We start from the raw sequence: 19,625 nt of genomic DNA, 5'->3' as shown, positions 1-19,625 counted from the left end.
ATTGACAATGTAAATGTGCCGAACGCACGCTAAAAAAATATGAATAAGCAAAGCGAAGCTTTTTTAACCAAATATCTTAATAATGCATCCCCAACCGGTTTTGAAAGCTCTGGTCAGCAGATTTGGCTGGACTATATCAAACCATTCACAGATTCGCATTTCACTGATAAATATGGAACGGCAGTAGGTGTTGTAAATCCTGATGCTCCCTTTAAAGTAGTAATTGAGGCACATGCGGATGAGATCGGTTGGTTTGTCAATTACATCGGTGACGACGGTTACATTTACGTCATTAGAAACGGAGGAAGCGATCACCAAATCGCCCCCTCGAAAAGAGTCAATATTCATTCAGATAAAGGAGTGGTTAAAGGCGTGTTTGGCTGGCCCGCTATTCATGTAAGGGATAGGTCAAATGAAAAAACACCTACACTCAAAAATATATTCATCGATGTAGGAGCTGAGTCAAAAGATGAAGTTCTCGATATGGGCATTCATGTCGGATCCGTTATCACTTTCGAAGACGAAATCTTCAAGTTGAATAACAAATATTGGTGTGGAAGAGCGCTTGACAATAGAATTGGTGGCTATATGATTGCAGAAGTAGCACGCCGGCTGAAAGAAAACAATGTAGAACTGCCATTTGGTTTATATATAGTGAATGCTGTGCAAGAAGAAATTGGTCTTCGCGGAGCAGAAATGATTGCTGCCAGAATTAAACCAGATGTCGCAGTTATCACTGATGTTTGTCACGATACATATTCCCCTATGTACGACAAGAAAGTCAGCGGTGATCAGAAAGCAGGAAAAGGGCCAGTTTTAACCTACGGGCCTGCAGTACATAATAACCTGCTTAATATGATTATAAATGTAGCCGAAGATCATAAAATTGATTTTCAACGCTCTGCAGCATCTCGTTCAACGGGTACAGATACTGATGCATTTGCATATTCTAATGAAGGGGTGCCTTCGGCATTGATTTCATTACCCCTTAAATACATGCATACTACAGTAGAGACAGCACATGAATCTGACATTGCCAATGTGATTAATCTCATGTATGAGTTTTTAATCCAGCTTCCTAACAATCACGATTTTAGCTATCTGAAATAATGCCTTGGGTTGATGATCAGATGGGGAGGAGGGTAAATGTCCCAAAAAAACCTCAACGGATCATTTCTTTAGTGCCATCCCAAACGGAGTTGTTGTATGATTTAGGTTTAGGAGGTCACGTCGTTGGGATCACTAAATTTTGCTTCCACCCGGAAGAATGGAGGAAAGAAAAACGTATTGTCGGTGGTACGAAACAGTACAGACATGAAGTCATTAAAGAACTTTCACCTGACCTGATCATTGGTAACAAAGAAGAAAATGAGAAGGAGGGTATAGAAGCCTTAGCCGTAAACTATCCGGTTTGGATGAGTGATATTGCCAACTTAACAGATGCCCTTTCTATGATAAATCAAGTCGGATCGATAGTAGGCGAAGGGGCGCTGGCTAAGGAGATGATAGAGAATATTGGTAATAATTTTGAGGACCTGTCTCTTCAAAAGGCACCTCGAAAAGCACTTTATTTAATTTGGAAGAAGCCTTATATGGCAGCTGGTACTGGTACCTTCATCGACGAAATGATGAACTATGCAGGTTTTGAAAATGTGGTGATTGACCCGCGCTACCCGGTATTTGAGTTAGATGAGTTTGTCAAGTTGAAACCAGAAGTTGTGCTGCTTTCGTCTGAACCATATCCGTTTAAAGGAAGGGACATTACCGAAATTCAGAACGTACTCCCCAATGCAAGGATTGAATTAGTAGATGGTGAGATGTTCAGCTGGTATGGAAGTCGCTTAGCTAAGGCTCCTCGATATTTCAAAGGGTTAGAATAAGGGGAGCCTCCAGCAGACTCCCCATTCTTGTTACCTAAACACAGCAAGTGCATTGCACACTTGCTTATTGTAACACTCCCAAATTTCTTCTTTTTCAAAGGCAACTTTCTTTCTAGACTTCGCCCTAATGGGAAATCGAAAGGCCTCTTTATTGTCTTTTTTACGTGATTTGCTCTTATCAGAGATGTGGTAGAAATACGTTTTCTCCTCAGATTTTCCCATTAATCTTCTTTCTCCTGGAGGAAGTGTTGTAAGGCCGTCAGTTTGCCATTCGCCTGCTAATGATTTATAGCGAATAGCCACCTTCATAGGTTGGCTCGTCTTGTTCTCGAAAAATATATTGTAAGATTTGCGACTGGGCGCTTCCTTGAAGGCCGGTAGCTCAGTCGGTAGCTCAACGGCTCCCGATAGCTTCACTGGAGATTCGAGCGGTATCGATTCCAGAGGGGCATAGTACGACGGCCTTTCTTCATTGGGTGAAGAGAAAAAGGCCGTCATAGCCGTGCCCAAAAACAGCGCATATACTGCTAATGGTTTCATATGTTTAGGTTACTGATATAAAGATGAAAAACTTATATGAAATATTCAACATATATTCATAAAAAATTATTTCACATTAAGAGAGGGGAGGAGGGAATAGTGCCGATAGACACTCTATAGGCTGTTTTAGGCCTGTTTTCAGGAAGTAAAATAATTGGGCTATTTACTAATTAGCAGTGGTTCGATCTCTTTAATCCATAGATCATAGCCCATTTTGTTCATATGAAGTCCGTCTTCAATGAAGATTTCTTTCTTTAAAGACCCATCTTTATTAAGCATTGGTGTCCAGACATCAGCATAGGTAATTAGGTCAGAAAGACTGGCTAGTCGCTCTAAGCCAGCATTGAATTTCTTGTATGATTCTTTTAGATGCCATCTGGCAATACTAGGTTTTGCGGATATGAGCACTAGGTTTTCAATTCCATCTTTTTTAATAAGATCAATAACGAGAGAGCTTATTTCTGCAAGAACTACTACCGGATCCTCTTCAGCGTTGATGTCATTATCACCTTCGTAGATAAACACTTGCTCTGGCTTGAAATTAGTGATTAACTCTTTTTTAAAGTGAATTAAATCACTCGTTTCAGACCCCCCAAAACCTGTATTGATTACATTATGATCAGGGAAATAGCTTTTAAAGTCAACCCATAACCGAATGCTTGAACTTCCTGTAAATAATATTCTGTGTTCTGCCGCATAGTTACCTTCAGTGCCAGCAAAACCATTTACTTCTTCTGCAAACCGAGAAGGATCTTGTGCTGAAGCATATTGAGCAAAAAAGAAGAGTAAGCAAAAAGCGAGTCCAAAGCGCATTGAACTAAGTTAAAGAATTTGAGAGAATTAAAAACTCGAAATGCTTTATGTGAGCAAAGAATTTATTTGAGCGTATTGAAGTAGCATAATAGTCTTCCCATCCTTGATTTCACCGGCGTCAATCATGCTTAAAGCTTTTTTAAATGGTAGTTCCAATACTTGAATGTCTTCACCTTCGTCAGTACCACCACCCTCGTTCACTTTCATGATATCTTCATACTCGGCAACAAAGAAATAAAGGATTTCAGTTACCGAACCAGGAGACATATAGCTCTCAAACACTTTTTGAACATTAGTTATACGATAACCAGTCTCCTCTTCCGTTTCTTTTCTGATACAGTCCTCAGCATTGTCTTCTTCTAAAAGGCCTGCACATGCCTCTATTAAAAAGCCATCCTCATTCCCATTAAGGTACGTCGACATTCTAAACTGTTTGGTTAAAACAATGGTGCCTTTCTCTTTATTATAGAGTAAAATCGTTGAACCATTTCCTCGGTCATATGCTTCCCGTTCTTGTCTTTGAACAGTACCGTCATTTTTAGTGTAGTCGAACGTTACTTTGTGAAGCGTGTACCAATTATCGGAAAGAACGTCTTTACTTATAATATTGACTCTGTCTTTCATAATCTAAATTCTGGCCTGATAAGTATATAATTGATAGTACCTGCCTTCGGAAGCAATGAGTTCATCATGTGTTCCGCGTTCTGCAATTTGTCCATCTTCAATCACCAAAATCTGGTCAGCCTGACGAATAGTACTTAGCCTGTGAGCAATAACGAAGGTTGTTCTTCCTTTCATTAACCCGGACAAACTTTTTTGAATGAATGTTTCACTTTCCGTATCCAGATTAGAAGTAGCTTCATCTAGAATTAAAACTCTTGGGTCTGCCAAAACCGCTCTAGCAATCGCAATTCGTTGCCTCTGGCCACCAGAAAGTTTTACACCCCGTTCACCAATTAACGTATCTAAGCCTTCTTCAAACCGATCGGTAAACTCATTTACATAAGCAGCATTTACAGCAGTATTTAGTTCGTCTTCCGATGCATTAGGTCTTGGAAAAAGGATGTTCTCTTTAATAGTACCTTCAAAAAGGAAATCGTCTTGTAAAACGACCCCTAAATTCTGTCGATAACTTTTCAATTTCACGGTAGACAAATCCACTTCATCGACAGTGATTTTTCCACCTTTTGGTGTAAGAAAAGTGGCGGCTAATCCAGCAATTGTCGATTTACCTGATCCTGAAGTCCCTACTAAAGCAGTAACGCTTCCGGATGGTGCATCGAACTTGATGTTTTTAAGCACATCCACACCTTCATCATAGGCGAAAGTCACATCGTCAAAAACTATGTCACCTTTAATGCTTTCAAGTTCAACCGTACGCTTGGGGTCTTCATCCTCAGTTGCCGTCATCATGATTTCTTCTGTTCGATCTAAACCAGCAAAAGCCTCGGTGATTTGGCTTCCTATATTCGACATTTGTACTATCGGAGCAATCATGACGGCTAAGTAAGCGATAAAGGCCACTAATTCTCCCGGTGTCATGGTGCCTTGTATTATGTAGTAACCTCCAATACCAAGAATTCCTGTACTAGCAACACCGGCCAGTAAGAATGTGGCTGAACTTGTTACGATGGCAGTTGCCGTTAATGTTTTCTTTACGTTTTGATAGAGTTCATCTACGCCTTTTTCAAAAGTGGCTATTTCTTGTAATTCAGCACCAAAGCCCTTGATAACGCGAACACCATTTAATGTTTCTGTCAAACGACCTGTTACCTCGGCATTGAGTTGACCTCTTTTTCTGAAAATGGGTCTTAGATAGGCAAAGGCTTTCATAGCTACCAAACCAAAAACTACTACAGGCGCTATAACGAATGCTGTCAGTTTTGCATTCATATCGATTAGAATATACAATACACCAATCGATGTCAATAAACCACCAACTAATTGAACTAGTCCAGTGCCAACCAGATTTCTTACACCTTCAACATCAGTCATTATTCTGGAAACTAATGCTCCAGACTTTGTGCTATCAAAATAATTGATGGGTAGGGATAATATTTTTTTCTGAACTTTAACACGCAGCTGCGCAATGAGCTTTTGGGCTTGAACACTCAACAGCCTAGTGAGGGCAAATGAAGTTCCCGCTTGAGTAATAATAGCAGCTATAGTTACGACGATGACAAGCCATAGCTTCTGCATGTCTTTGTTCACTACCACATCGTCAATTAAAAATCTGGTAGCGCCTGGAAGTACCAAACTCGCAACACTTCTTAATAATATAAGGATGAGACCTATAAAAAGTAGTCCTCTTTTGGGCCATATTATCGTTTTAAATACTTGCCCTACGGTTATGTTGTTCAGCTTTTTCTTTTTGGCCATGAAAATATAGTTGGATGTAGGCTAAACGAAGTGTTCACCAAATTGATTCCAAGATATGGAAAGTAATTTAGCTGACACTTGATTAGGATCAATTTCAAGGGTGCGTTGCTAGAAGTCTTTACAGCGAGAATTGTGTTTGGATAGATAATTTTGGATTCTTTCTTTTTCATTTTGAAAGGTAAAGTCGTCAAGAGCTTCTACCCTTTTTACTTCAGAGTTTTCCAATTTTAAGATCAATGGTTTTCCAAAATTCGTTTCATACTGAAAAATTGTACCTTCGATGTCTAAGGAGAGTTTTTCGTTTTTAAACAACGCCTTGTTGGTTCCGGCATAAGTTGTTGTGTCACCTACAATAAGAAAATGGATGTGATCTACATCAATCAGGTTATTCATAAGTTCTAAGTGCTCTGGGGTACAAGTACTGCAAGCCAATAAGTTTATTACGTATAAAAATGATGTCTTATTTGAATTGAGAATTTCCGGGTGAGTTGCTTCAAGGTAAAGATTAAATTCTTGGTCATAATTATTCTTTTTTTCATCACAGCCTGACAAAATTAGAAGATATGTTATTGCTAAACAGAATTTCTTAATCACGATGTAACTTTTTTAGGTAATGTGCGGAGTATTTCTTTTTGCCTTCCTCTAGCTTATTAATCGTATAGAGTTGATTATTGATTATGCCCATAGGCTGGACAGCCGACTCGGTAAGAAAAATGAACTCTAATTTTTTATTTAGATAGTAGATTTTAAAATATTCATACTCTTCAACTACCAAATAAGGAATTGCGGATATAGGGTCTATATATGTATACCATATTTGAGAATCATACTTTTTTGGAATAGTAACTTCCGAAAATCTTTCGTCTATGGTATTGAATATTATTAAGTTGTCGTGAAATGGAAAAATAAAGTAAATGTTACTCTTTCCAATTTCGAAGTGATTATCAAATACACCATGTATAATAGCCCAGTCCTTCTTCCAAAGCTGAGATCTTTTATAATCAAATTTTATTCTAGGTAATTTCTTCTTTTTAAGAGCACCATTTTTACTCAACCAAATTTCTGGTTCAATCATTCCAGAGCCTTTGGCGATATTGTTGTAGCCAAAATCCCAATCATTATGTTTCCCTAAATAGTTGTTTTTCTCACTTGCTTTAACGCCTCTTCTTGAACTTTTGTATTCGAATAATTCATCTATTTTGGTTGTGCGAAGAATACTACCTATCTGCACAAGAGTATCATTTTTAGCAATGAAACTTTGGATGGAATTGATGTTTAGTATTGAGATTGTATCATTCGAAAACCTAATTTTACGAACCAAAAACCAATTCTTACCGGTTCCGACGTTGACCTTTAGTAAGTCAAGTTTGTCTTTTATGGTATTGTCAGAGTCGAAAAGTATTAAGTATCTGTTCTTCATTATTCCGACGTATCGACCGTTTTCATCAAAAGACAACTCAGTGATATCGTCCAAAGTGTTGCTATATATAAGCCCATTTAAATCAATATCTTGAGCATCTAGTTTGGGAATTAGAAAGCCCGAGAATAAAAGGAATAGAATCAATTTATTCATCTCTAATGAATTTGAATTGGCTCAGGCTTAAATACTTATCGCTGTTTGTTGAATTAATGTAATGTTGACCGTTGTATGAACTCGTGAATTTTGACAAGAAATTGATTGGACTATCCGTAGAGTATCCTTGATTAGATAAAGTACTATCACTCAAGTTTATTCGAACAAATTCTATTTGACGATTAGTCAAAAGGTTCAAGCGACCATTTGGCTGTTTTAGAGGTTGTTCGCGAAAATAGACACGGTCAATTGAATTTGTCTCTGGGTTAAAGTGTAAGCCAGAGAAAAAAGGTTGGGTGATTAAGTAATTACTTTCGTCTTGAGCGTTAGGATTTTTAATTACTTTATAATTCAGAGGAGTTCGTTGTTGATCCAGGCATACCTTTCCCTTTAAGTGAAGGTGTTCTAAATCATAAAAATATATGGCGTGTGATAATGGAAACGCCACAGCGATAAAATCACCAGCCAATTCAATATCTGGTATGCTAAGATCTCTTGGGTATTCACCTTGACTGTAAATTTTGGGGACATCACCAAAGGGTTTTTTTATCCAGCTGGATGATTTTATGTCGTATACGGCAAAAACACCTTTATCCTTCTTGAAATTTTTAGTCTCAAGGTCCAACCTAGTTAAATTGAAAACTATTTGGTTACCCTTGTTTAAGAAAATTGGTTTATTATTATTTCCATCTGATAAATAGAAATACTCATCGGTGATTGACGAAAATGGTTTTGATACATCCCATTTTCTCACAACGTCTCCATGTCCATTCAACATGAAAAGTAGAGGAGGTTGCTCTGTCGTTAGAAAAATAGAATCCTTTGAGGAAATTGATATTGAGGAAATTGTGGTGTTAATATCTTTATCTAGTTGTTCAGATTCCAACCAGGTTTCACCATTGTAAAACTCAATTTTGTTTTTACTTTGATTATAACCGTAATAGATGAGTCTTCCCTCCGTTTGAAATGTATCAAATAGCATATGTTGGCTAGAAAATGATTCAGGAACGGTGATGCTTGTAGGCAGAACGTTTAATGATTCAAAGCTTGAACGTGATTCAAATTTTGAGCCTTCACAGGTGTCCAATCTAGAAGAGCATCCTAATTCCAGTGATAGAATTGTCGTAAATATCATAGCTCTTAAAATAATGAAATGAAAAATCTGAGTCTGGTGATTATTTAGTTCGGAGTTTTGTTTTTCTAAGGTCTTCAGCATAGAGAAATGACTTATTCGAATTAGCAGCTATTCAGTGACACATTTTACGTTTGAAATATGCAGGACAGATTTTGTTACCTAAACAGTCTACTGAATAGCTTTGATTTAACTTATTTAATTTTTAGTCATTTTCTAAACAAGCGTCGATCACATGACCGCTCAAAAATGGACGAGAGACAATGGTGTTCTTTTAGATCGGGTTTATCTTTGACTATTATAACTTTCAATTTCCCCATCCTATCGAAGAGTCCGGCCTCGCTACTCTTTGGAAAGCCAAAAATGGTAATGATTGTAAGTACGAATAGAACTAGAATCGAATGTTTCTTTGTGATTTTCATAGTTTTATAATTTTTAGTAGACATTAAAATCTTTAATCAGACAATCCCTCTTGAAAATCGCATAAATACACCTTCTTTCGGAATCACCATCAGGAGAAATAGTTACTCTTTTTATTTTACCATATTTTCCAAACAGACCTGCTTGTGATTCATGAGTACCTATCGTACTAGACATGCAAAGTATAATAAAGGTAAATAGTGATAATATTTTGTAATTATTAAAGCATCTTTTTTTCATGTAATTATAGTTTAAATTATATTTATCTTAAATATAAAATATAATGTAGAGAATAAAAATATAGAGCTATTTAAATAAAGATCTTCTTGGATAATGAAACAAATAAGTCCTTCTTTAACCTTGCGAGCTAATTCATGGAAGAGACCTTATTATGGCAGATTATGCTTTGTTTAAATAAGCTCGCTATTCAGCAGTCTATGCCTCAAGTTTGAAAAGTGAAGATCCTGGAATCTATTTTGATAAGGAAATGCAGGTTCTAAATCGTTTTGTAATAATGCAAGAGTGTAACGACTATAATCATGATCTTTCTATAAATAGTCTGAGCATGTTAACTTTTGACGGCTACTCCATTGCATCAGTACAAAACTCTAGACCTTCATTCAGATTTTAGTCAAAGGTAGTGTCTTTAATAGTCTTGGTTTATTAACCTTCTTTGAATATCACAAAACGGTCTAGAGGAAGAGTTTGTTAAAAAGCTACTAAAATTAGATTCTATTGATGCCTACTTTTGTTAAATAGCGCTTGATGCTGTTACCTTGTTTGCGTTTGAATGAGATAAGAGTCATTTAGTAATATTTCAATTATTCGAATTACAATAACAAAAATTTCATAAGCCAGTTGCTAAATCCACATGATTCCAAAAACTAGGGTAGGATTTATCCACTACCGATGGATCTTTAATGGAAATATCTTGTTGTGTAGAAAGTGGTGCAAATGCCATTGCCATTCTATGATCCTCATAAGTTTCTACCGATACCTCAGGTTGTCCTGATTCAAATTTCGATTTGATTTCCCAGAGACCTTCCTCAGTTTCTTTTAGTTTTATGCTGAATTTCTTCAATTCGCGCTTAAGCGCTTTAATTCTATCAGTTTCTTTAATTCTTAAGCTCTCCAATCCTGTCATTTTACAGGCAATGTGCTTTACACCGCAAACTACGGCAACAGTCTGAGCTAGATCAGGACAATCTGAGAAGTCGACCTCGATCTCTTTACGAGATTCTATTTTCTGCAATAACACGCCGTCCTCTTCAAATGTGCTCATTACACCGAGTTGGTTCATAATGCGAACGATGGCAATATCACCTTGCAATGATTTCTGGCGAAGTCCTAAAAGTTTGATTTCTGCTTTCTCTGCTAAAGCGACAAAACTGAACCAGTAACTAGCGCCTGACCAATCGGATTCTACTCGATAGGGGTAGGACTGATATGGCTGTGGTTTTATCTCTATGGTATTGTTAGTCCATGTAGATGACACGCCAAAAAGCCTCATCATATCCAATGTCATTTGGATGTATGGTCGGCTTCCAATCTTTCCTCTAAGTTCGAGCGTTAAGCCCTTTGGTAAATTAGGTGCGATCATAAGAATAGCTGAAATGAATTGGCTACTCACATCTCCTTTTATGCTTACTGATTCTTTCTTTTGTTCTTTTAAAGGCGACACTTTTAAAGGCGGGAAACCATCCTTATTGAGGTATTCAACCTTTGCACCAATTTGCTTTAAAGCCTTTCCAAGAATCTTTATCGGGCGTTTTCGCATTCGGGATGTGCCTGTTAGCGTTTTTGGAGTATTTCCCAAGGTGGAATAGGCTGTTAAAAAGCGCATGGTAGTGCCGGCATCCAAAACGTCCAAAGTGTTGTCGTTACTAGCCAAAAGGCTCAGCATAGTTTGAGTATCTCTTGCGTTGGAAAGGTTGGAAACGTTAGATTGATTACCGCTGAGCGCATTAATAATTAATGCCCTATTGCTCTCACTTTTAGAGGCTTCCAGAGCAATATCTATCGTCTTTAATTCGGAACAGTATTTTAATGAAATCGACTCCACTTTAGGGCTTCAGTGTTAAATAGTAAAACATAGCGTCCATTACGTCCTTTTCATCAACGGAGACATCGTAAGAAGCGCGGCCAATCTCATAGAGTAGAGAATGGTTGAGAAGGTTGTTTACATTCTTTTTGTCCTGATACATCAGTCTGATTATTGATGTAAAGTCTTTTTTGTTGATGTTAAGGTCAGGATAAATTTGGAGAATATGCTTAGAAATTCCCTTGAGATCTTCAATTTCAAGGCTTAATAACTTCTTCGAAACATGGGCTTCACATATCATCCCGATAGCAATAGCTTCACCATGTAATAAATGATTATCACTGTCTAAATAGTAGCTTTCAATCGCATGGCCGATTGTATGTCCGAAGTTTAAAATCTTTCGTAAGCCAGCTTCACGAGGATCGGCTTTGACCACTTCGTTTTTAATCTCCACTGAGTGTGCAATAACAGCATGCCAGTTAGGCTGGTCTAGTCCTTTGGTTACTACTTGATCGAAGTAATCTTTATCTGTAATAAGTCCGTGCTTAATCACTTCTGCAAAACCAGATCTTAGTTCTCGTTTCGGTAAAGTTTCAAGGAAAATAGGGTCTATAAATACTGCTTTAGGGTCTTGAAAGAAACCCAAATGATTTTTCAGGCCGTTAAAATCTATGCCTAATTTTCCGCCTACATTGGCATCCACAGCAGCTAAAAGTGTGGTTGGAATATTGATGAAGTCGATACCTCTTTTATAAGTAACGGCACAGAAACCACCCATATCGCCAATCACTCCACCGCCTAGGTTAATCAATAACGATTTTCTGTCGAACTGATGGTCGGTTAGCGTTTGCCAGATATGTTGGCACGTTTCTAAATTTTTATTTCTCTCTCCCGATGAGATCTCAATCACAAAATGATCTGGTAGAAAACCGGTGATTATCGGATAACAGAGCTTTCGCGTGTTTTCATCTACCAATACAGCAATTTTGGTATGCTTTTCCTTGGTAAAAAAGTCCTTTAAACTGGTTTCTATAGTATCTATTTGGATTTGACTCATGCTTAATTCGCAGATTTAACCTCTTTCAACTGAGCTTCTTGCATTTTGACAGATTCTTCGTGTAACGCAAATAAAAAGCTTTTCATGAATTTTTCTGTCATATTCTTATTCGTACCCGTTTTGATTCTCGACTCCATTACGTCTTGCCAACGATTTGGCTGATATACCGCTAAGTTGTGCGCTCTTTTGTACTCACCGATTTGCTTAATCATTTGAAATCTATCGGCGAGTAACTCGATGATCTGCCCATCCACAAGGTCAACTTTTTGACGAAACTTATCTAGCTCACTAATCGCTTCAGGGTGCTTGTCTAGTGTTTCTCTAAAGTTGAGATTTTCAATGATTATTTTCAGCGTGTCAGGAGTAATTTGCTGTTTCGCATCACTCCATGCATTATCAGGGTCGTTGTGGGTTTCAATCATTAAACCATCAAGCCCAAAGTTAATGGCCCGTTGACTTACTGAAGCAATAATTTCTCGAGATCCGGCAATATGACTCGGGTCACAGATTACGGAAATGCCAGGAATCATTCTCTTTAAGTGAATAGGCATACTCCATTCAGGCTTATTTCTGTAACGTTTTTCGTAAGGGTCAGAAAAACCACGGTGAATACCCGCTACCTTATGAATGCCCACTTTATTCAGTCGCTCTATTGCCCCCAGCCAGAGTTGCAAGTCGGGGTTGATTGGGTTTTTCACCATCACAGGAATATCTGTGCCACGAAGTGCTTCGCATATTTCTTGAACAGAAAATGGATTTACGGTTGTCCTTGCACCGATCCATAGAACTTCTACTTCAGCTTTCAAGGCTGCTTCCACATGGCTGGTGTTCGCCACTTCAACAGTAACCGGCACGTTCAGTATTTCCCTTGCACTATTCAACCAGGAAAGGGCATCGTTACCAATCCCTTCAAAAGAACCCGGTCTGGTTCTTGGTTTCCAAACCCCAGCACGAAACAAACCCACATTCGCGCCTCTTAGTCCTTTAGCGATAGTTTCAATCTGTTGTTGGCTTTCGGCAGAGCATGGCCCTGCAATTAAAAGGTGCTCATCTAAACCAAGTCCCCAATCTTTTATGTCAACGATATCCATGTTAGTGTAAATAAAAAAAGCCCGATTCTGACGAACCGGGCTCAAAGTTTTAATTAAGTTTCTTTATAGGCAGCGGTTCATCCTTATGGTTCTCATAAAGTAAAAAAAGTAATAATATGATGCTGTCCATCTGTTCATGCATTAAACATATGTATCTTCTACGTGAGTCAGAAACATATTCAAGAAATTTTTGGTAAATCGATTGAATTATTTCTCAATCAGGTTGAAAGTAGTTGAATTATCGGCTGAATCTTCAATGTTTTCAGAAATCAAATGAAGTTGATTGCCTTCTAGCGCCTCTTTACTTGAGATAACCGCCCCATACTGGTCTCGGTTATTCCTTAATTCGTCAATCGCCCCTGATGTACTTGAACTTGCTATGAACGTAATGTGGCTGTATTTGCTAAAGAATCCTTGAGTTTCTTTAATGGCCATTGGGTGTGAATAGATTTTTTTCAGCGAAAGGAGAGAGTTCTGATGAAAACTACCTAGACACAGATGAATGGGTAACTCAAATTCTTCTATCACCTTATAGCCACTTGACTTTATTAGATCAAGATTGTTATTCACGAAGCCTGAGGTACTGTTTTTAATGGCTACCAGAGCTTTATTAATGGTTTCCGCTCTAAGGGCTGCAAACAAATCGTCGAAAGATTTAAAGAAAGTGGGTGTTAGATTAGGTAAAAATTTCTTACGAGCAATATCGTGATACGTGTTTTCAGGTCCGAGTAGTCCGAGTTTATTCATTTAGGTCTGTTTTAGCTTCTACCTTATTAAACACCTCAGTTTGCTTTTTCACTGACTGCTGATGTAAAAGCCTGAGCACTTCAACGGTAAAATCAGGGTCGAGATTCATTTTCTTAGCCCATTCAGGTCTTGATTTGAAAATTTCTTTCCAACGACCGACTTGAAATATGGCTACGTTGTTTTCTTTTTTATACTCACCAATCTTTTCAACTAAGCTCATTCTTATAGCAATGGCTTCCAATAATTCTCTATCCGCCTGATCTATTTGTTGTCGAATAAGTTCTAATTGACTTAGATGATTTAGGTCAGTAAACCTTTCGTCTCTTAAGTTGAGGTCACTTAAAATATCTAAGAGCTGATAACTATCGACTTGTTGTGCTGCATCGCTCAGAGCCACTTTCGGATTATAGTGCGTCTCTATCATTAGGCCGTCGTAATTCAAATCCATGGCTTTTTGCGATATATCCGCAATTAATTGGTTTGAACCACCGATATGACTTGGGTCACAAATAAGTGGTAGGTCAGGGAATTCACTCTTTAAATCAAGCGGTATTTGCCAGAATGGTGGATTTCTGTATTTGTTTTTGTCGTAGGTATGAAAGCCTCTATGGATGGCGCCAAGTTTTGTGATTCCGGCTTTGTAAAATCGTTCTAAGGCTCCTTTCCAAAGCGATAGTTCAGGGTGAACTGGGTTTTTAACGAGTAAAGGAATGTCAACCCCTTGAAGGGCGGTTGCTAATTCACTAACATTAAAAGGGTTAACTGTGGTTCTTGCGCCGATCCACAAAACATCAACCTTATGTTTCAATGCTAACTCTATGTGCTCGGGTGTAGCTACCTCTGTAGTAAACTTAAAACCGAATTCATCTTTGGCAGCATTTACCCATTTAAGTCCTTCTTCACCAACTCCTTCAAAAGAACCAGGACGTGTTCTAGGTTTCCAGATACCACCCCGAATAATGTCTGACTTTTCTAAAATTGGTTTTACTGATTTGCGGAATTGTTCTTCTGATTCAACGCTACAAGGACCCGCAATGACCATTGGTTTTATGTAGTCTTTTGCCCAACCTTCTAAGCCATCTATTTGCATCCTTTTAAACGTTTTTTCTTTGGTATAACAAATGTAAAAGACTTGATGTTTGTTACTTATATTTGGCCTTCTAATTCATCCTATGGAGCTGAAAAAATTTGTGAATTTTGATCAGATTGATATTGCTTTCAAGGCAAAGTCTGATAAAGCGCTTAAAAAGCGTCATTTCATCTTTTCTACAATGAAATGGCCATGGTTAGTAAGTATAGGTACTTCGCTAACAAAATTTAGCCTTTCGGCGGGTCTTCCAGTAAAGGGACTCGTGAAATCTACCATCTTCGATATCTTTTGTGGTGGAGAATCTTTAGACACCTGTTCCGATGCTTGCGACGAATTAGAGCGCTACGGTATAGGCGCTATTTTTGATTATTCTGTAGAAGGTGAAAAAACTGAAGCAGGTTTTGATGTTACTACAGAAGAGGTTTTACGCACCATAGAAACAGCTGCAAAGTCTGAAGTAATGAAGTTTGCGGCATTCAAGATTACGGGTGTAGGCGCATATGATTTACTGGCTAAAATTCATGCGAATGAAATGTTGTCCGATGAAGAATCGGTAGCTTATAACCGAGTAGTTAATCGAGTAGAGCGCATTTGTGCCTTGGCCAGTAAACTTGGTGTAACGGTACTTATCGACGCAGAAGAAACTTGGATTCAAAAGCCAATTGATGATATCACTATCGGCATGATGGCAAAATATAATAAAGACAAAGCAGTGGTATACTATACATTTCAAATGTATTGCCATGCTATGCTTGAGAATTTAAAATCGATGCATAAAAAAGCTACTACCGATGGCTATGTATTGGGTGCCAAGCTGGTTCGTGGGGCGTATATGGAGAAGGAAAGAGAGCGTGCTCAAGCAATGGGTTATAGCGACCCTATACAGCCAACTAAAAATTCCACGGATGATGACTTTAATGCAGCATGTAAATTTTGCATTCAAAATTTGAGTGAGATTGGACTTTTTGCAGGTTCGCACAATGAAGAATCCAATTACCGATTGACTTTGTTGATGGATGAGTTTGGTTTAAAATCAGATGACGATAGGATTTACTTTGGACAGTTGTATGGAATGAGCGATCATATATCATTCAATCTTGCTCATGGTGGTTATAATGTCATCAAATATGTGCCTTATGGCCCCTTAAAAGCTACTATTCCATATTTGATTAGACGTGCAGCTGAAAACACCTCAGTTAAAGGGCAGAGTGGTAGAGAACTTACGCTTGTCACCAAAGAGCTTAAACGTAGAAAATCATAAAGGCTCATGCCCGTAAAATAAAAAAAGAGGGCTCACTTAAATGAGCCCTCTTTTTTGTGTGCTTGCTCCTTATTTAGTTCTTTTTTTTACGTTCTGCGATTTTAACACCAGTAACCGTGGCTACTTTGAATGGTTTTTCTTCGTAAACAGCATTAGCGTTTGTTTTTAATTCAGTGATTGCTTTTGGTCTTTCGTGAATGAATTCGGAACGCACGCCTTTTACAGAAATAGGTACTTCGGCTATTTCATTGTTCGCAGTTTCTGTCCATTCGTTCTCACTTTCAATGACAACTACGTCTGCTTCAAAAGAAATAACTCCTGAATTTTCTTCTAGAATATCGATGGTGGTAGTACTTTTTTCATCACCTTCAAACAGTACCCCCTGAAATAGGACTGGTTTTTTATCTTCACCAAGAAGGATTCTAACGGAGTCATAGACAGCGGTGCTTTCCTCTGTGATAAGTTCAACATCTGGTTCAATGGAAGAATCAGCACCTGGAATTGTCGCAGGTTCTGCATCTGGTTCTGGTGTACAGGCAATACCGATGACCAATAGGCCGATGACAGGTAATACGAATAGTGGTTTGAATTTTTTCATGACATTTGAGTTTAATTTTTGAATCATTTTTAATCGTTTTTCAATAGGGTGCTCACTAAAACTCGATACTAGAGCTACATTTAGTTTTGATAGGGTGAGTTCTAAGAGAGACTTTTCATAATTTTTTGCACTACTAAGCTTCAGCGCATGATCATCTGCTATGTACTCATGCTGAATTTTTATTGACTTTAAGTAGAAGTAACTGAATGGATTGAACCAAAAGACACATTTTACTATTTCGAAGAAGAAAATATCTAGGGAATGTTTTCCTTTTATGTGTGCCAGTTCATGCGCAATTACATGTGATTTAAGGTTCTCGTTATCACACAATTCATCACCTATATAAATAGTATTGAAAAAACTGTAGGCATTGAAACCATCTGTGGGTGATATATTAACATTCCTACTTTTGAAAGAGAATTTTGCGCCTAAACGTTTCTTCAGGGCTGCTACCTTAAATATTAGAATGATGGAGGCTACTATTAAACCAATAATGTAAATAGTATTCAGTGATATGCCAGTGTTCACAGCCGATGAACTCGGTGTATTGGTAGCAGTGCCTATGGCAGGTTGAGTAGCAATTGCTTCAATAGAATTGAACAAGCCTAAAGGCATTTCAAAGCTCATTAACGGTATACAAAGCGCCAATACAGAAGTAGAAATCAGGTATACCCTGTTAATAGAAAGGAGCTTCTCACTTTTTAGAAATAGCCAATAGAAAGTGTAAAAACAACCTAGGCAAATCGATGCTTCTATTAAGTAACTAGTCATTGTCTTTAAGTTTTTTCATTAAATCTTCAACCTGTTTCAGGTTTAGTTTTTTCTCTTCTACCATAAATGAGAAGAGTTTTTCGGCTGAACCTTCGAAGTAATTACTCAAAAATCCATTCATGAAGTTCTGCGTATAAATTTTCTTTTTTACAGCAGCTGAGTAGGCAAAAGTGTTACCCACTTTTTCTCTGGTTACAAATCCTTTGCCCTCAAGTATTTTCAAAAACGTTCCAACAGTATTGTATGCTGGTTTGGGCTCAGGCATTAGTTCAACAATGTCTTTGATGAACAATTTTGAATGTGACCAAACAACTTGCATAATTTGTTCTTCGGCCTTAGTAAGTTCTTTCATCTCCTAATATTTTAGGAAATGTCCGAAGAACTTAGGAGTAATCCTAAAAATTTAGGAGAAAATTTTTTTCAGGCCTTGATACCAATGATTTAATTGTTTAAAAAATCTCCATGAATCATTAACTTTGCGCACTTTAAAATCGTCGACCCATGCAAGTCTTAAGCGAACAGGAAATTCTAAGAAGAGAAGAAAGAGAAACCCTTCAGAAGTTAGGTATCAATCCGTACCCGTCTGAAACTTTTAAGGTAACAGCCTATTCTCAAGAAATAAAGAATCAGTTTGATGAAAATCCTGACCAGTTTAAGGAAGTAACCCTCGCTGGAAGGTTAATGAGCAGAAGAATAATGGGTTCTGCATCCTTTGCAGAGCTTCAAGATAAAGATGGTCGAATTCAAATTTATTTAAGAAGAGATGATCTGTGTCCTGATGAAGATAAAACGCTCTATAACACCGTATTCAAGAAGGTCCTAGGTATCGGTGATTTTATCGGTATAAAAGGGTATGCCTTTAAAACTCAAGTAGGAGAGGTTTCTGTTCATGTTACCGAATTGACGGTGTTGTCTAAGGCTTTAAAGCCACTGCCACTGCCCAAAACCGATGCTGACGGTAATGTACACGATGCATTTACTGACCCTGAGCAACGTTATAGACAACGCTATGTTGATTTAGTGGTTAACCCTGATGTAAAAGATGCCTTTGTAAAGAGGACTCACTTGGTCAATTCCATGCGGAATTTCTTAGCTGATAAAGGATATTTAGAGGTAGAAACTCCAATTCTACAACCTCTTTACGGTGGCGCTGCGGCACGACCATTTAAAACACATCACAATACGCTAGACATGACGCTCTATCTGCGTATTGCGAACGAACTATATCTAAAAAGATTAATTGTAGGTGGCTTCGATGGTGTATTTGAATTCTCTAAAGATTTCAGAAATGAAGGAATGTCAAGATTTCACAATCCAGAGTTTACCCAAGTTGAGCTATACGTAGCTTATAAGGATTATGATTGGATGATGAACTTAGTGGAAGCCATGGTGGAAAAAGTTGCCATGGACTTACATGGGACTACAGAAGTTCAAGTGGGAGAGCACAAAATTAACTTCCAAAGACCTTGGAAGCGTTTCACCATGTTTGAAGCCATTGAGCACTTTACAAAAATTGATATTTCTGAGATGGACGAAAATCAATTGAGAGATACAGCTAAATCGCTTAAAGTAGATATAGATGAAACGATGGGTAAAGGAAAACTGATTGATGAAATTTTTGGTGAGCACTGTGAGCCAAAACTAATTCAGCCAACTTTCATTACCGACTACCCTGTAGAAATGTCGCCTTTGGCCAAAAAACATAGAACCAAAGAGGGATTGGTAGAAAGATTCGAAGCCATTTGTAATGGTAAGGAAATCTGTAATGCTTTCTCAGAATTGAACGATCCGATAGACCAGCGAAAGCGATTTGAAGAGCAATTAGAGCTAGGAAAACGTGGTGATGATGAAGCCATGGTACTTGATGAAGATTTTCTTCGCGCTTTAGAATATGGAATGCCGCCTACGGCGGGTTTAGGAGTAGGTATTGACAGGCTATCCATGATCATGACCAACTCAAATTCTATCCAAGATGTTCTTTTCTTTCCGCAAATGAAGCCAGAGAAAAATACGGTGCCTTCTGTGGCAACGGATAAGGATTTTGAAGATGTTGGTGTTAGAACTGAGTTGATTCCAATACTCAGGAAAATGAATATTCTTACAATAGACCAGCTTAAGGAGCAAAAAGTAGGAAAGTTGCTCAACGATATGGGCGGAATGCGGAAGAAATTAAAACTTTCGGACGTTCCTGCAGCTACAAAAGAAGAAATTGAAGGCTGGTTAGCTAGTTAA

General features: G+C 38.0%; 19 protein-coding genes. 4 read left to right on the top strand and 15 right to left on the bottom strand.

What is annotated here, in order from left to right; genetic code table 11:
- Positions 1–39: 39 nt before the first annotated feature.
- A complete protein-coding gene (locus tag JXQ92_RS01595; protein ID WP_421984833.1) occupies positions 40–1,110 on the top strand; it encodes a M42 family metallopeptidase in 1,071 nt (356 codons plus the stop codon).
- Positions 1,110–1,880: an ABC transporter substrate-binding protein gene (locus JXQ92_RS01590; RefSeq protein ID WP_421984832.1), complete on the top strand. Its 771-nt coding sequence runs from the start codon at positions 1,110–1,112 to the stop codon at positions 1,878–1,880. Before JXQ92_RS01595 ends, JXQ92_RS01590 begins: the two co-directional genes overlap by 1 nt.
- Before the next feature lie 30 nt (positions 1,881–1,910).
- Here JXQ92_RS01590 and JXQ92_RS01585 read toward each other — a convergent pair whose 3' ends face one another.
- The 13 genes from JXQ92_RS01585 to JXQ92_RS01525 all read right to left on the bottom strand — a co-directional run bounded on the left by JXQ92_RS01585 (position 1,911) and on the right by JXQ92_RS01525 (position 14,763).
- Positions 1,911–2,420, bottom strand: a complete 510-nt coding sequence (locus JXQ92_RS01585; RefSeq protein ID WP_421984831.1) for a hypothetical protein — start codon at positions 2,418–2,420, stop codon at positions 1,911–1,913.
- A gap of 159 nt (positions 2,421–2,579) precedes the next feature.
- Entirely contained in the window at positions 2,580–3,233 is a 654-nt protein-coding gene (locus tag JXQ92_RS01580; RefSeq protein ID WP_421984830.1) for a GDSL-type esterase/lipase family protein, read from the bottom strand.
- A gap of 45 nt (positions 3,234–3,278) precedes the next feature.
- Positions 3,279–3,857: a GDP-mannose pyrophosphatase NudK gene (gene nudK, locus JXQ92_RS01575; protein WP_421984829.1), complete on the bottom strand. Its 579-nt coding sequence runs from the start codon at positions 3,855–3,857 to the stop codon at positions 3,279–3,281.
- A 3-nt stretch (positions 3,858–3,860) separates the two neighbouring features.
- Positions 3,861–5,612 carry an ABC transporter ATP-binding protein gene (locus JXQ92_RS01570; protein WP_421984828.1) on the bottom strand — a complete coding sequence of 584 codons (1,752 nt, stop codon included), beginning with the start codon at positions 5,610–5,612 and terminating at the stop codon, positions 3,861–3,863.
- 108 nt (positions 5,613–5,720) lie between these two features.
- Positions 5,721–6,005 (bottom strand): hypothetical protein, encoded by a 285-nt coding sequence (locus JXQ92_RS01565; protein WP_421984827.1) that lies wholly within the window; start codon positions 6,003–6,005, stop codon positions 5,721–5,723.
- Positions 6,006–6,198: 193 nt separating this feature from the next.
- Entirely contained in the window at positions 6,199–7,185 is a 987-nt protein-coding gene (locus JXQ92_RS01560) for a hypothetical protein (RefSeq protein ID WP_421984826.1), read from the bottom strand.
- Positions 7,178–8,401 (bottom strand): hypothetical protein, encoded by a 1,224-nt coding sequence (locus tag JXQ92_RS01555; protein WP_421984825.1) that lies wholly within the window; start codon positions 8,399–8,401, stop codon positions 7,178–7,180. Before JXQ92_RS01555 ends, JXQ92_RS01560 begins: the two co-directional genes overlap by 8 nt.
- 351 nt (positions 8,402–8,752) lie before the next feature.
- Positions 8,753–8,914 carry a hypothetical protein gene (locus JXQ92_RS01550; RefSeq protein ID WP_421984824.1) on the bottom strand — a complete coding sequence of 54 codons (162 nt, stop codon included), beginning with the start codon at positions 8,912–8,914 and terminating at the stop codon, positions 8,753–8,755.
- A 670-nt stretch (positions 8,915–9,584) separates the two neighbouring features.
- On the bottom strand, positions 9,585–10,799 hold the full coding sequence (locus tag JXQ92_RS01545; protein ID WP_421984823.1) for a 3-phosphoshikimate 1-carboxyvinyltransferase: 1,215 nt from the start codon (positions 10,797–10,799) through the stop codon (positions 9,585–9,587).
- A 1-nt stretch (position 10,800) separates the two neighbouring features.
- The gene (aroB, locus tag JXQ92_RS01540) at positions 10,801–11,835 is read right to left on the bottom strand and encodes a 3-dehydroquinate synthase (RefSeq protein ID WP_421984822.1); all 1,035 of its coding nucleotides are present in this window, start codon (positions 11,833–11,835) and stop codon (positions 10,801–10,803) included.
- A 2-nt stretch (positions 11,836–11,837) separates the two neighbouring features.
- Positions 11,838–12,926 (bottom strand): chorismate mutase, encoded by a 1,089-nt coding sequence (locus tag JXQ92_RS01535; protein WP_421984821.1) that lies wholly within the window; start codon positions 12,924–12,926, stop codon positions 11,838–11,840.
- A gap of 207 nt (positions 12,927–13,133) precedes the next feature.
- Positions 13,134–13,673 carry a prephenate dehydratase domain-containing protein gene (locus JXQ92_RS01530; RefSeq protein ID WP_421984820.1) on the bottom strand — a complete coding sequence of 180 codons (540 nt, stop codon included), beginning with the start codon at positions 13,671–13,673 and terminating at the stop codon, positions 13,134–13,136.
- Complete coding sequence (locus JXQ92_RS01525; RefSeq protein WP_421984819.1) at positions 13,666–14,763, bottom strand: chorismate mutase; 1,098 nt, start codon at positions 14,761–14,763, stop codon at positions 13,666–13,668. Before JXQ92_RS01525 ends, JXQ92_RS01530 begins: the two co-directional genes overlap by 8 nt.
- Before the next feature lie 82 nt (positions 14,764–14,845).
- Here JXQ92_RS01525 and JXQ92_RS01520 point away from each other — a divergent pair, with 82 nt between their 5' ends.
- Complete coding sequence (locus JXQ92_RS01520; protein WP_421984818.1) at positions 14,846–16,024, top strand: proline dehydrogenase family protein; 1,179 nt, start codon at positions 14,846–14,848, stop codon at positions 16,022–16,024.
- A gap of 73 nt (positions 16,025–16,097) precedes the next feature.
- Here the strand turns inward: JXQ92_RS01520 and JXQ92_RS01515 are convergent, their stop codons facing one another.
- Positions 16,098–17,393: a M56 family metallopeptidase gene (locus tag JXQ92_RS01515; RefSeq protein ID WP_421984817.1), complete on the bottom strand. Its 1,296-nt coding sequence runs from the start codon at positions 17,391–17,393 to the stop codon at positions 16,098–16,100.
- Entirely contained in the window at positions 17,386–17,745 is a 360-nt protein-coding gene (locus tag JXQ92_RS01510; protein WP_421984816.1) for a BlaI/MecI/CopY family transcriptional regulator, read from the bottom strand. The genes JXQ92_RS01515 and JXQ92_RS01510 overlap by 8 nt, the downstream gene beginning before the upstream one ends.
- Positions 17,746–17,894: 149 nt before the next feature.
- Between JXQ92_RS01510 and lysS the strand changes: the two genes are divergently transcribed.
- Positions 17,895–19,625 carry a lysine--tRNA ligase gene (lysS, locus tag JXQ92_RS01505; RefSeq protein ID WP_421984815.1) on the top strand — a complete coding sequence of 577 codons (1,731 nt, stop codon included), beginning with the start codon at positions 17,895–17,897 and terminating at the stop codon, positions 19,623–19,625.

Origin of the sequence: Roseivirga sp., from assembly GCF_049099775.1 — a bacterium.
In the GTDB taxonomy this organism is placed as follows: Bacteria; Bacteroidota; Bacteroidia; order Cytophagales; family Cyclobacteriaceae; genus Roseivirga.
Note: the sequence above shows the minus strand (reverse complement) of the source record. Positions and strands in the feature narration are given on the sequence as shown.